The sequence below is a fragment of the Humidesulfovibrio mexicanus genome (genome assembly GCF_900188225.1).
In the GTDB taxonomy this organism is placed as follows: domain Bacteria; phylum Desulfobacterota; class Desulfovibrionia; order Desulfovibrionales; family Desulfovibrionaceae; genus Humidesulfovibrio; species Humidesulfovibrio mexicanus.
Genome location: NZ_FZOC01000001.1, coordinates 131,670 through 145,126, shown reverse-complemented (window position 1 = coordinate 145,126; position 13,457 = coordinate 131,670). Strand labels below are relative to the sequence as shown.

The window sequence follows — 13,457 nt, the reverse complement described above, 5'->3', positions numbered from 1 at the left end:
ATGTGTTGACGTGGTGTTGCGCCGATGATACGGCATCGACTATTGTGATGCATAAAGCCATGCAAGGTCGATTCACGAAACACTGTATGCAAGCCAAACAGGAGACCGCGATGGATGACTATCTGAAGGAAGCGTTGGAGATCGTCAAGGCGCAGGCCAGTGTCCGGACCATGACTGAAGAGGAGATAACCTCAATGGTCAAGAAACTGGTCCGCGGCATCCAGGCCATTGCCGAGGATTCCTCGCCGGTGAGCAGTGATGACGAGGCCTCATGCGACCCCTCAAAATGCGTACGAGAGAAAACCATCACGTGTTGTGCGTGCGGCAAGTCGTTCAAGATCATCACCAGGAAACACTTGGCGTCTCATGGACTTACCCCTGCGGAATATCGCGAGAAGTATGGGTACAAGAAAGGCATGCCTCTTGTTTGCAAATCGCTCCAGCGTGATCGCCGCAAGAAGATGAAGGAGATGGAGTTGTGGAAGAAGCGCGGCAAGAAGTAGAACGCGGGAGAACTGGCGCGGTCGCAAGGGGTTTTACCGCATTTGCTCTGTTCTGCGTGTGCTTGTGCGCCCCGAACGTTCTATTTTGCGCAGGCCATGAGGAACCGCAGCTTGAGGCCTCAGGTTTTGTTGAGCTTATCCGGCTTGAGCCTGACATTGTGTTGGACATGCGGTACGCCACGTCCAACAATTTTACTGGCAAGGCCGTGTACCCTTCCGGGCGCTGCTTTCTTTTGACCGACATCGCCAAACGCCTTGTCGCAGTGCACAAGGCGCTCAAGGCCGATGGCTATGGCCTTAAAGTATACGACTGCTATCGTCCGTTTTCTGTGCAGCAGCGTTTCTGGGCTATTATGCCAGATGAGCGCTATGTCTTGGAGCCGCGCCGCGAGAATGGCGTCATCGTCAAGAGCTCGCGCCACAACCGTGGCGCCGCTGTCGATGTAACCCTTGTAGACGCGCAGGGCCGCGAACTGCCCATGCCCACCGGCTTTGACGATTTCAGCGAGAAGGCCCATCGCGGCAGTCTTGCGGCGTCTCCGGAAGCCCGGCGCAATAGCGACATTCTGGAGCGTGCCATGACGGAGCAGGGTTTCGAGCCCTTGTCCACGGAATGGTGGCATTTCGACGGCCCAGGCTGGCAGACCGCTCCTCCGCTTGATTTGCCCCTTCCGCAAAACTGATGACCGAGTTTCGGTTTCCCCGTTCCCCACGAAAAAGGCCGCTCCAACCGGAGCGGCCTTGTCTTGTGAGGGGTTGGGAGGCGCGCTAGCGGATGAAGAGCATCTCCTGGTAGCTCGGCAGAGCCCACAGATCGTCGGCCACAACGTTTTCCAAGGCGTCGGCGAAGGAGCGGACTTCGGTCATGCCGGGCAGGACCTTGTCGCACAGGAATTTCGCCTCCGCATGGGTTCCGTCCGCCTCATGCTCAAGGAGCTTCTCCAGCTTGGCGACTGCGGACTGCATTCCACGCAGCTTTGCGGTCACGGTCTCCAGGGCCGACATCTTGTAATCGTGCCCGATGGTCTTGAGGTTGCAGCAGGCGGCGGCGAGTTCACTCTGGTAGCGCATGGCCGCAGGGAAGATGATGGTGGTCGCCATGCGGACGACAAGGTTCGCCTCGGTCTTGAGGGTCTTGCAGTACTGCTCCAGGTAGATCTCCTCACGGCTTCTGAGCTCGGCCTCGGAGAGCACCCCGTACTTGGTGAACAGCTCGATGCATTCCTTGGTGGTCAGGACCGGCAGCGCGTCCGGGGTGGTCTTCAGGTTGGGCAGACCACGTTTGGCGGCCTCCTTGTGCCAGGCATCGGAGTAGCCGTCGCCATTGAACACGATTGCCCCGTGCTCCTTGATGATCTTCTGCAACAGGGTCTGAACGGCGGCATTCAGCTTTTTGTCGTCACCCTTGGTGGCCTTTTCCAGTTCCGTGGCGATGAAGTCCAGGGATTCGCTCATGATGGTGTTGATGGCCACCTGCGGTCCAGCGATGGACTGGGAAGAGCCAACGGCCCGGAATTCAAAGCGGTTGCCGGTGAAGGCGAAGGGACTGGTGCGGTTGCGATCGCCCGGATCCATGGGCAGCGGGGGCAGCGTGTCCACGCCGATGTGCATGAGGCCTTTGGTCTTGCAGCCGTTGACCTTGCCCTTTTTGATCTGTTCGAACACGTCGGAGAGCTGCTCGCCCAGGTACATGCTCATGATTGCGGGGGGAGCCTCGTTTGCTCCCAGGCGATGATCGTTCGAGGCTGTGGCCACCGTGGCGCGCAGCACAGCACCGTACTTGTGCAGACCGCGGATGGCTGCGGCGCAGAAGACCAGGAACATGGCGTTTTCGTGCGGGGTGTCGCCCGGATCGAAAAGGCTGCCCAAATCGGCGTTGCCCAGGGAATAGTTGAGGTGCTTTCCCGAGCCGTTGATCCCGGCAAAGGGTTTTTCGTGCAGCAGGCAGACCATGCCATACCGTTTGGCGACGCTGCGCAGGGTGGTCATGACCATCTGATTGTGGTCGGTGGCGATGTTTCCGGCCTCGTAGATCGGGGCAATCTCGAACTGGCTGGGCGCCACCTCGTTGTGGCGGGTTTTGACCGGCACACCCAGCTTGAACAGTTCGCGCTCCACCTCCATCATGAAGGAAAGCACGCGGCGCGGCACAACGCCGAAGTACTGGTCCTCGAATTCCTGCCCCTTTGGCGGCTTGGCCCCGAACAGGCTGCGGCCGGCGATGAGCAGGTCGGGCCGGGAGAACACGAAGTTGCGGTCGATGAGGAAGTATTCCTGCTCCGGGCCGGCATAGGAGGTGACGGGAAGCTTGGTTTCGACGCCAAACAGCTTGAGGACGCGCTTGGCCTGCTTGTTGAGCGCTTGATTGGAGCGCAGCAGCGGCGTTTTCTTGTCCAGGGCCTCGCCGGACCAGGAGACAAAGGCGGTGGGGATGCACAGAAAGGTGCCGTTGGGGTTCTCAAGTATGTAGGCCGGGCTGGTCACGTCCCAGGCTGTGTAGCCACGGGCCTCGAAAGTGGAGCGCAGACCACCGGAGGGGAAGCTGGAGGCATCGGGTTCGCCCTGGATGAGCAGTTTGCCGGAGAACTCTGCGATGGCGCCGCCCTTGCCATCGGGCACAAGGAAGGCGTCATGCTTTTCCGCCGTCATGCCGGTGAGCGGGAAGAACACATGGGTGAAGTGGGTGGCCCCTTTTTCGATGGCCCAGTCCTTCATGGTGTTGGCGACGACATCGGCGATGGTGGCGTCGAGCTTTTCGCCCAACTCTATGGTCTTCTTGAGGGATTTGTAGACATCCTTGGGCAGGCGGTCCTTCATCACCTTTTCGCTGAAGACGTTGGAGCCGAAAATTTCGGTAGGCTTGGTGTCGTGGAAGTTCAGGGGCGCATGGGCAGGTTTGTAGTTGATGACTGCCGAAATGGCGTTGAGGCGTGCCTGGATTCCGCTCATGGTGGCTGACTCCTGTAGATGGTGGCGTTGGTCTGTGTTGCAAAAATGTACTACGTATTTCGTCTATGCCGACCTGTGCCCAATAGCGGGGTCGCCATTGGCATCGGCCCGGAACCGTTCTGCTGCGGTGAGCCTTCGGAAAGGTCACCGGCCTTCAGCGTTCACTGAAACCAACCAGCCTAATCAAGAAGCGGGCCAAAATTAATTTTTCTTGAATATCAGGTGGTTGAGATTTTTGGCAATGGCGTTTCTGTCAACAGTTTTGCGAAATTGTAAAATTTCGCAAAGCCGAGACGCAGGTGATGACAAAAATGTCTGCTTGCTGTCAGGCTTCGGAGAGGTTCGCCGTGATTTTTCTGATGTAGGCGCCAAGTTGGCGGTCTGTGGTCAGAACGTGCGCAAGGATGTGGTCCTTGATGAATGCGACGGCTTCCTTGCGAGAGGTGCGCCGGAATTGCTGAACATCCTGGCCGAAGGCACTCAGGAGCGAAAGAATCCGTTCGTGGTGACGAATGTGTTCACCAGCGCCGGGGTACTCGACGCTACGCATCTGGTTTTCTTCGGATTTGAAGTGACGGACGGTCATTCCAATCAGGGTGTTGAAGAGCTGCACGGGATCACGCGTTGTGTTGGTGCCGAAAAGGACATCAAGCAGCTCACGTGCCGTGCCGAATAGCTCCTGGTGGTCGTTGTCAAGAGACTCCACGCCCAGGGAATACTCTTCGTGCCAGGCAAGCGGGGATTCGTGCATTCCGATCGCCAGCGCCTTCTCAAGACGGCTTTCATATATTTCCAGCAATTTCCAGCGGATGATGGGCACATCGGCAAGGTCCGCAGCGGGGATATGGTACAGCACGGCATCGCGCACCAAAACCGCCTTGAACAGGCAGGGGATATCGAAGAGGACGGTGCTTTCGCAGAAAAAGTCTCCTGCCTTGAGGCGTTCCACAACCTTTCCCGCAAAAATGAGATCAACCGCGCCGGAACGGACAAGGGTGAGGTGCGATGAGCCATTGCGGCTCAAGACGGCCTCGCGGGCGTGTTCGCTGGGGGTTACGGCCGAGGCGATGGCGTTCAGTCTTGAACTGGACATGGCGTCGCCGAAGAGGCGGTTTCCGTGGAGAAACCCTCGAATATCAAGTAATTGGGTGACGCGTTCAGCAAGCCTGTTATTCTGGACAAAGCTTTTGTACAGGTCCAGGGGAATGCGCAGCGCTTGGACGAAATTCGCGGCGCGGTAGGTTTCGGCCAACGGTTTCCCGGTCATGGCCGTCAGCTCTCCGAGCATGGCCCCAGCGGACAAGGTGCTGTACACCTTGCGGCGGGAGTGCAGCATTTCCACTTGCCCGGTGAGCAGCATATAGACGCAATCCGCCTTGTTGCCCGCGTGAAGGATGATGGATTCCGGGTTGAAGGTGACGATGGGGTTGTTTTGCAATACCCGAAGACAAGAGGCGGGTACCGTGGGGAAGTATTCCGTCAATCTGTGGAAGGCGTAGGACCGAACATAATCCTGGTGAGCGGGGATGAGCACATCGACCGTGCCGAAGGGCGCTCCTGAGCCGATTTCTTTTTGCCTTCCCGTGAGGGGAAGCGACGTGTGCGCCAGAACGATCTTGCGGCTCCGGTCTTTGGCGAAATCCTCGGCGTCCCCGTGTATCATGCCACCGCCGATGTCGAGCTTCTTCAAATCCGCCGGAGCAAGGTAATTTGCGGCCACTGCGTCGTAGAGCTCGTGTGAAATCCCAGGTGCGTCTTCATCATGACCGATCATGGTTCGCAGGAGCTTCAGGCTCGCGATGTCGGCCAAGTGGGCATAGGTGCGATACCCGGCCCGATCCAGCGTCCTGAAGAACATCACAGTGGTTTCGACGGGATGCGGCGAAAACACCGGTTTTACCTGAAGGGTGTCGACATCGTTCCATTGTCCCGCGACAAGGTCATTGAACACGAAATAGTGGTCGAATTCCTCTTCGCGCATCATGGAGAGCGCGGCCAGCTTCTTGATGACCGAGGCGCGGACAAGTCGTGTCGCGAAGTATGGAATGCGGTGATCGGCGCGCATGAGCTCCGGAAGCCCGCAGAAGTGGTCGTCATGCGCATGGGTGTGGAATATCCCTGCGATTTCGTTGACGCTGATGCCGAGAGCGTTAAGGCTGAAGGTGATGTTCGGTCCGGCGTCGATAAGATAGACCTTGCCCTGAAAGAGCAGGATGCTGGCCATGGCAGGACGGTTGATGTCCCAGCCGTCGCCTTCTCCCGAATGCAGAACGGAAAAATAGTCGCGAGGGATGTGGTGGTAGCCGAGCGTGTACGGGGGGGCTTGCGCAGGCTGCTCGGGTGGGTTCAGGTCCACACGGACAGAGTTTTTGCCGTGGCTGATTTCAAAGACGTTTGTCCGCAGGCGGCGGATGAATACATCGTTCCTGATTTCAAGTGGGCCGTCTTCGAGGGCGAGCAGGTCCAGGTATTCGTCCATGCGGCGGATCTTGCCGAAAGCGAAGCGCAGCTTGAGTCGCATCATGTCGCGCGCATCCTGAGGGGATGCGCCAGCGGAGATCATCTCCTCTTCGCTCACCAGGCCGTAGTTCCCGCGATAGATGTACTCCATCTGGGCTTCGACCTGCTTGCGCAATCCGACAAGAACGGGCTTTACGCCCGTATTGTTGGGGTGCCCGGGGATGATGCGCCCTTGGCGGTAGAACATTTGCAGAATTGGAAATTCCGAGAGATTTGAAAAACGTCCGTTCTGTATATGCACGTCGGAAAGCACAATGGCGTTCGGCCCCGTCTCGTAACGCACCCCATCGCGGATGCAGTTTCGGATAAGCCCACGTTTCATGAGGTGCTTGACGCTGTCGGCCGGACAGCCGCATTGAATATGCAGGTCAGCCTCAGGGATGCTCACAAAGGTGATGCCTTCGGCCACCTCTACCTTGATGATTCCTGCCATATCCCGCCCTTGCGAGTGTTTACCGCAGTCGCATTGTGCGTACCGTTTGCGTACTTGCCATTTGCGGGCGGCATTCGTCCAGCGGTTTTCCATTGTTGCTTGTGGCTACCTGGGTATACTGCTGATTCGATGACACATTTTGATTTCCGTTTCGCAGAGCGCAAAAAGGGAACATAGAGAGCATGAGCGGGAATGCGCCAAAGTCCGAGCGTGGGCACCGCGGTCGTGCTGGTTTTGCTCCCGTTCCATATGAGCCCTCCGAAACCAGGAGTCCATGATGGCGGCGTCATAGGGTTGGGGTCCACAATCCAACATGTTTGTTTTGCATGGAATCATTAGCAACCGCAGGTGCTTGTTCTGGCCGCTTTGTCAGAATGTGGCTACGAAATCGGCGATGCTGTTTTCGTTGCTCTCGATTATATAAAAAGTCTAGACATCACATGTTGGGTGGGATAGGCATATCCAAAAGTGCGAAAGGCAGGTCATGCGCCTCAACCCTGTGGCCTGGGGAGCCGACATGTGCGCATCCGATTGCTCGAGCGAGGAGGGGGAGCGGGAGCTTCCCGGTGTCTTTGCGATAGTGGATGCGCCCAAGCCCATGTTCTCCATGCGCCTAGGCAGGGCGTCCACATTTCCGGATGGTGGCCCGCAGGGTGGGGCTTCCCGTCGGCAAGTCGCCGAAAGCCTGGAAGCCCAGGAACGTTTGCGTCGCGAGCTTGACCGGACGCATGAGGCGTACAGGAAGGGGCAAGCCGCTCAGGCCAAGCGGATCCTGGAACTTGAGGCGGAAACACGCGCGTTGCATCGGGCCCTTGAAGGGGAACGGGAGCGAATCCGCCTTGCTCGCACCGCAAGGGAACATGTTCCGGCGCACGGCAGTCCTCCGACCGAGATTCTCCTCCGTCCGTTGGTGTTGCGCTCCCGCCAGGGGGAGTATCTCGGCGTAACGGATGCGCAAGGAACCCCGCTGACTTTGTCGGGGCTTATTCGATTGGTTGAAGTCGGCTGGGGTGCGGATCGTGTCGTCGCCTCCTTCTGGGACGAGGAGGCGGGAGGCTGGAGCCTGAGCTTCGGGGTCATTTCTGCTGGCCATTGTTGTTCTTACGTACTGCGGGTCCGTCCCATGCGGACGCCGAGCGGGAACAGGGTGGCTGTGCTCATGGCCATGCGCGTTGGGGGGGCGCCTGTTCCCCATGTGCACCTGGTCCGCATGTTTCGGCAATTGCGTGAATGTTTTCAGCAAGAATGAGGATTTGCTCTAGATTAACTCTTGATTGATGTCGATCATATAGGATAGGGGAGATCATATTCTCCCGTGACATATCCGGAGGAGCAAACATGCCGCAAGTCGCCGCCAGGATCAGCACCGACCACGAAAAGTGGCTCAAGGACTTCTTTAAAACCAAGAGCGCTGGCGCCGAATTTATTCTGCCGTGGGCGGTGGACGTCTTTTTCAAGATGATTCGCGGCGTGTCGGTGGAATTCACTACCGCGGAACTCAAGACCATACTGGAAGCGCATAGGGACGTGCGCCTTTTGCCCAACCAGTCCAAACAGGCCTATTTGATGCTGCGGGTTGAGAGCGCCTGCGATGAGCACGAAGCGCATATCACCCATGGCGCAAGCCGGAGCAATCTGGAGATAAAGCTGCGCCGACTGAGTGATTTGCAGGCCACAGCGCTGATGATCTGGGCAACCGCGTATTGGACCAGCAAGGCTTGGGGCGGCGTTTCCCTTGATGACTACGTGAAGATGACCTGCACCGGCAGCTAGCCTTTTTGCACTTGCGCCGCCTTGGCCATTGGCCCTTCCGCCTGGCGCAGCGCATCGCTGAATCCGGAGCATCCCGCAATGCTTCTCCCCTAAGGACACGATCCATGCAAGAGAATCCCACCGTCCTGACCATCGCCGGGTCCGATTCCGGCGGCGGAGCAGGGATCCAGGCCGATCTGAAGACCATTTCCATGCTTGGCGGATTCGGGGCGTCGGTCATTACCGCGCTGACGGCTCAAAACACTATGGCAGTCACCGGCATTCACCCTGTTCCGGCTGATTTCGTCGGCCAGCAGCTTGCAGCCGTGCTCTCTGACCTCACCGTGCGCGCGGCAAAAACCGGGATGCTGTTTTCTTCGGAGATCATCCAGATGGTCGCCTCCAGGCTTGCCCGGCGGGATTTTCCCCTTGTGGTGGACCCGGTGTGCGTCGCCCAGTCCGGCGCAAGGTTGCTCGAAGAGTCCGCCGTGAAGGACATGGTCCGCCACCTGTTCCCCATCACCGACCTGCTTACCCCCAATATTCCGGAGGCCGAGCTGTTCACCGGGCTTGTCTTGAAGACGCCCGGGGACATTTGCGAGGCTGCGGAGCGGCTTCTCGCGCTGGGACCAAAGGCCGTGCTCATCAAGGGCGGGCACATGGATTCCCCGGCCTCCACCGACTGGTACGCCACGCCGGGCCAGAAGCCCTTGCCGTTGATGCAGGGCAGGGTGGATACGCGCAATGTGCATGGCACCGGCTGCACGCTTTCGGCCGCCATTGCCGCCAGTCTGGGCAAGGGCCACGACATGCTTGCAAGCGTGCGCAAGGCGCAGCAGTACCTGCAGGCCGCATTGCGGGCCAGCTACTCCGTCGGCGCTGGTGGAGGATCCCCCAACCACGCCGTTCCTTTGCTGCGGGAGCAGGCCCGACTGGCCACTCTGGACGAACTGGCCGAGACGGGCAGGGTGCTTTCCCTGCTGCCCCGGTTCGCCAAACTTATCCCCGAAGTGCGTTCCAATCTTGTTTTGGCGTTGCCCTATGCCATGTCGGCCATGGACATCGCCGGATTCGCCGGGCGCATTACCTGCACGCGTCGCGGCGAGGTGATCCTCGCGGGCGGTCCGGAATTCGGCGCCTCCTCGCACATGGCCCGCGTGCTTCTTGCGGCCCGCAAGTCCAATTCAAGGCTTTGCTGCGCCCTCAATATCGCGTGCAACGACTCGGTGTTGGTCGCGGTGCGCCGTGCGGGCCTCGTCTGCGCCAGTTTCGACCGCGGCGACGAGCCGACAGACGGTTTGGGCCACGAGGGGGGCACCATGGATTGGGGCACCCAGGCCGCGTTGGACGCTTCGCCCGATCCTCACGCCGTGGACGCCGTTGTGGACGGTGGAGGAACGGGCAAGGAGGCCATGATCCGCATCCTGGCCACGGCCCCCAACGAACTCATCGGCAAGGTCCGGCGCGTGCTGGACCTCTTGTAGCAGTGCGTGTTCCTTCGCTCCGCGCGTGTTGACAGTTTGCCGCCCCCCGCTTATCTAACAGGACTTTTGGCGGTGCTTTCGGAGGCCCGCAGGGCGAGAGTGGCGGAATTGGTAGACGCACTGGACTTAGGATCCAGCGGCCGCGTCCGTGAGAGTTCGAGTCTCTCCTCTCGCACCAAGAACACAAAAACGCGTCCCGCGTCCATGATGCGGGCTGACATCCCAGGAGGACGGCAAGTCAATGGAATACAAGGTTGAAGAACTTTCTCCGGTGAAGCGCAAAATCAACATCACGGTCCCGGTGGAGGAGGTCAACGCCGCCCTTTCCACCGCCGTGGCCCTGTACCGCCACCGTTACGAGATCAAGGGCTTCCGTCGCGGCAAGGCCCCATCCTCCGTGGTTGAAAGCAAGTATCGGACGCAGATCTACCAGGAGGCCACAACCGATCTGGTGAACTACCAGATCAACGAGGCCCTTGGGTCCTTGGGCGTCATGCCCCTGTCGCGTATCGATGTGGACGCGAAGGAACTGGTCCGCGACCAGGAGCTCAATTATTCCATCGAATTTGAAGTCGCGCCGGACTTCCCCTTGCCGGATTACGAAAGCTTGGCCGTGGACGTTGAAAAGGCCGAGGTGAAGCCGGAGGAGATCACGGAAGTCGAACAGCGCATTTTGAGCAATGCCGCCACAGTGAAGCCCATTTCCGAGGTCCGTTTGGCCAAGGAAGGGGATATTGTGGTCATCACCTTCGGCGCCTACAAGGACGGCGAGGTGTACCAGGGCATTCAGGCAGAGAATTTCGAGCTGACCATTGGCGAAAAGCAGGCCCTGCCCGAGTTTGAGGATCTGCTCAAAACCCTCAAGCCAGGCGAGAACGGGGAATGCGAGATCACCTTCCCGGAGGATTTCATCAATCCCGCCATGGCTGGACAGACGCTCACCATGCGCGCCACGCTGCACGCCATCAAGGAGCGTATTCTGCCCGAGCTCACCGATGAGGTGGCCAAGCGGGCCGGGGGCTTCGAGTCCGTTGAGAAGATGCGCGAAGCCATTGAGAAGAGCTACCTGCAAAGCCGTGAGCAATTGAACAAGTCCATGGCGCAGAAGAAGCTTCTGGACCAGCTGGTGGCGAAGGTGGAGTATCCTCTGCCGCCCAGCATGGTTGAAAACCGCATCGATCGTTTGCTCGCCGACCTTGAGCAGAAGCTCGACCGCCAGGGCAAGAGCCTGTCCGCCCTTGGCAAGTCCTTGGAGGAGTTGCGCGAGGCGCACCGCGCCCAGGCCGAGGAGGCCGTCCGCGGAGAGATCATGCTGCTGGCCATCGCCAAGAAGGAAAACCTTGATGTCAAGTCCGAGGAAATCGACGTGGCGTTGACCCAGGTTGCCCGCCAGCATGGCCAGGATCTGCTTTCCGTGAAGCAGTACTACGAGGAAAACAATCTCATCTTCCCGCTGAAGGACCGCATCCTTGCCGACAAGGCCATTGAGCTGGTTTACGCCCGTGCGGCAAAGACCGAGGTTGCAGCAGCCGCTGCGGAGGAGAAGAAGGAGGAGGCGCCGGCCAAGCCCAAGCGCACCCGCGCCAAGAAGGCCGAGACCCCCAAGGAGTAGCCTTGGGTCGCGTTTTGCGCCAAAGTGTTTGATTCATGCGCGGCGGCCGGCCTTGTAACCGGTCGCCGCGTCACGGTTTCAGGCGTCACGTTTGCCGCGCTGCACCATCGCATGTATTGACGGACGCCGACAAACCATTATCCTACAAGTCGGCATATGGTATTGAAAGAAAATTGCCGATGAATCCCACAGCGGACGCCCAATGGGATGCGCGCCATCCCGCGGGAAGAAGCACAGCAAGGAGCCGCCCATGCCCGCAGTCCCCATCGTCATTGAGACCACCGGCCGCACCGAGCGCGCCTATGACATTTATTCGCGCCTGCTCAAGGACCGCATCATCCTGCTCGGCAGCTCCATCGACGACCACGTGGCCAGCCTCGTGTGCGCACAGCTTCTTTTTCTTGAGTCCGAGGATCCTGAAAAAGAAATCTACATGTATATCAACTCGCCGGGGGGCGTGGTGACCGCCGGAATGGCGATATACGACACCATGCAGTACATAGCGCCGCCTGTGGCCACCTTGTGCATGGGTCAGGCCGCCAGCATGGCAGCCCTGCTTCTGTGTGCTGGCGAAAAGGGAATGCGCTACGCTTTGCCGCACAGCCGCATCCTCATTCACCAGCCGCTGGGCGGCGCGCAGGGACAGGCGACCGACATCGGCATCCAGGCCCGCGAGATTTTGCGTATGCGCGAGGAGCTGAACGGCATTCTCTCCGGGCACACCGGACAGAGCCTGGAGCGCATTGAAAAGGACACCGAGCGTGACTACTTCATGACTGCGGGCGAGGCCCTGGAATACGGCATCATCGACACCATCATGGTCAAGCGCGGCGACGCGGAAAAGAAGGCCTAAGCTCATGGACAGGAAAAAGACCGGCTCTCCCACGGACCTTGCCTGCTCGTTTTGCGGCAAGAGCCAGGTGGATGTGCAGCGGCTCATCGCCGGCCCGGATGTGTACATTTGCGACGAGTGCGTCGGGCTGTGCAACGACATCATCGCGCAGGAGCACGCGACAGAGGCCGTGGGCGATGTGCGCTTGCTGCCTCCGCAGGAAATCAAGGCGCTGCTCGACCAGTACGTCATCGGGCAGGACAAGGCCAAGAAGATCCTTTCCGTGGCCGTGCACAACCACTACAAGCGCGTCTTCTATGCTCAGAACAACAAGGACGATGTGGAGATCGACAAGAGCAACATCCTCTTGATCGGCCCAACCGGCTCCGGAAAGACGCTGCTCGCACAGACCCTTGCGCGCATCCTTAAGGTGCCCTTCGCCATCGCCGACGCCACCACCCTCACCGAGGCCGGTTACGTGGGCGAGGACGTTGAGAACATCCTGGTGGCGCTGCTGCAGAACGCCGACTATGACATCGACGCGGCCAGCCGGGGCATCATCTACATCGACGAGATCGACAAGATCGCGAGAAAGGGCGACAGCCCCTCCATCACCCGCGATGTTTCCGGCGAGGGCGTGCAGCAGGCCTTGCTCAAGATCATTGAGGGCACCGAGGCCAACATTCCCCCCAAGGGCGGCCGCAAGCACCCGCAGCAGGAATTCATCCGGATGAACACCTCGAACATCCTGTTCATCCTGGGCGGTGCCTTCATCGGCCTGGACAAGATGATCCAACAGCGGATGCAGGGGGCCAGCATGGGCTTTGGCGGCAAGGTGGAGAGCAAGAAGGAGATCGCCATGGGCGAACTGCTCGCCTCCAGCCAGCCCAACGATCTCATCAAGTTCGGGCTCATTCCGGAGTTCGTGGGCCGCATTCCCATCGTCACAGCCCTGGACGAGCTCACCAGCGAAGACCTGGTCCGCATCCTCACAGAGCCCAAGAACGCGCTGGTCAAGCAGTACCAGAAGCTTTTCGAATTGGACAAGGTGGGGCTGCGCTTTACGGAGAACGCCCTGAAAGCCATCGCCAAGCAGGCCATCGCCCGTAAGACCGGGGCGCGCGGCCTGCGCAATGTGCTTGAAAGCACCATGCTCGACATCATGTACAAGCTGCCCTCGCTCACCGGCGTCAAAGAGTGCGTCATCAACAGCGCCGTCATTGAGAAGGGCATGGAACCCCTCATCCTGTTTCATCAGGAGGTCAAGAGCGCATAGCGCGGCTTGAACCCAAGACACCGCCCGGTACCCGTCCTTTGCCGACGGGCCTGGGCGGGGACGCAAGAACCAGCCCGGCCTCGGCCCACAAGGAGC

At 59.3% G+C, this 13,457-nt stretch carries 10 protein-coding genes and 1 tRNA gene; 9 read left to right on the top strand and 2 right to left on the bottom strand.

Annotation, left to right across the window (positions count from 1 at the left end; genetic code table 11):
• Window positions 1-110 precede the first annotated feature (110 nt).
• Both CHB73_RS00775 and CHB73_RS00770 read left to right on the top strand, forming a co-directional pair.
• Window positions 111-503, top strand: a complete 393-nt coding sequence (locus CHB73_RS00775) for a MucR family transcriptional regulator (RefSeq protein WP_089271079.1) — start codon at window positions 111-113, stop codon at window positions 501-503.
• Window positions 479-1,186: a M15 family metallopeptidase gene (locus CHB73_RS00770; RefSeq protein ID WP_235641455.1), complete on the top strand. Its 708-nt coding sequence runs from the start codon at window positions 479-481 to the stop codon at window positions 1,184-1,186. The genes CHB73_RS00775 and CHB73_RS00770 overlap by 25 nt, the downstream gene beginning before the upstream one ends.
• Before the next feature lie 85 nt (window positions 1,187-1,271).
• On the opposite strand, the gene CHB73_RS00765 is transcribed toward CHB73_RS00770, so the two are convergent.
• Together CHB73_RS00765 and CHB73_RS00760 are read right to left on the bottom strand one after the other, a co-directional pair.
• Window positions 1,272-3,452: a glutamine synthetase III family protein gene (locus CHB73_RS00765; RefSeq protein ID WP_089271077.1), complete on the bottom strand. Its 2,181-nt coding sequence runs from the start codon at window positions 3,450-3,452 to the stop codon at window positions 1,272-1,274.
• Window positions 3,453-3,777: 325 nt separating this feature from the next.
• Window positions 3,778-6,405: a hemerythrin domain-containing protein gene (locus CHB73_RS00760; RefSeq protein WP_089271075.1), complete on the bottom strand. Its 2,628-nt coding sequence runs from the start codon at window positions 6,403-6,405 to the stop codon at window positions 3,778-3,780.
• A 517-nt stretch (window positions 6,406-6,922) separates the two neighbouring features.
• On the opposite strand from CHB73_RS00760, the gene CHB73_RS00755 reads away from it, so the two are divergent.
• The 7 genes from CHB73_RS00755 to clpX all read left to right on the top strand — a co-directional run bounded on the left by CHB73_RS00755 (window position 6,923) and on the right by clpX (window position 13,361).
• The gene (locus CHB73_RS00755; RefSeq protein ID WP_143337280.1) at window positions 6,923-7,654 is read left to right on the top strand and encodes a hypothetical protein; all 732 of its coding nucleotides are present in this window, start codon (window positions 6,923-6,925) and stop codon (window positions 7,652-7,654) included.
• 89 nt (window positions 7,655-7,743) lie between these two features.
• Window positions 7,744-8,178 (top strand): hypothetical protein, encoded by a 435-nt coding sequence (locus tag CHB73_RS00750; RefSeq protein WP_089271070.1) that lies wholly within the window; start codon window positions 7,744-7,746, stop codon window positions 8,176-8,178.
• 104 nt (window positions 8,179-8,282) lie between these two features.
• Window positions 8,283-9,641 carry a bifunctional hydroxymethylpyrimidine kinase/phosphomethylpyrimidine kinase gene (thiD, locus tag CHB73_RS00745; protein WP_089271067.1) on the top strand — a complete coding sequence of 453 codons (1,359 nt, stop codon included), beginning with the start codon at window positions 8,283-8,285 and terminating at the stop codon, window positions 9,639-9,641.
• Between the two features lie 93 nt (window positions 9,642-9,734).
• Window positions 9,735-9,819, top strand: a tRNA-Leu gene (locus CHB73_RS00740).
• A gap of 63 nt (window positions 9,820-9,882) precedes the next feature.
• Window positions 9,883-11,253, top strand: coding sequence for a trigger factor (tig, locus tag CHB73_RS00735; RefSeq protein ID WP_089271065.1), 1,371 nt, complete (start codon window positions 9,883-9,885; stop codon window positions 11,251-11,253).
• 250 nt (window positions 11,254-11,503) lie between these two features.
• On the top strand, window positions 11,504-12,106 hold the full coding sequence (gene clpP / locus CHB73_RS00730; RefSeq protein ID WP_089271063.1) for an ATP-dependent Clp endopeptidase proteolytic subunit ClpP: 603 nt from the start codon (window positions 11,504-11,506) through the stop codon (window positions 12,104-12,106).
• Between the two features lie 4 nt (window positions 12,107-12,110).
• On the top strand, window positions 12,111-13,361 hold the full coding sequence (gene clpX / locus CHB73_RS00725) for an ATP-dependent Clp protease ATP-binding subunit ClpX (RefSeq protein WP_089271061.1): 1,251 nt from the start codon (window positions 12,111-12,113) through the stop codon (window positions 13,359-13,361).
• The last annotated feature ends 96 nt before the right edge of the window (window positions 13,362-13,457 follow it).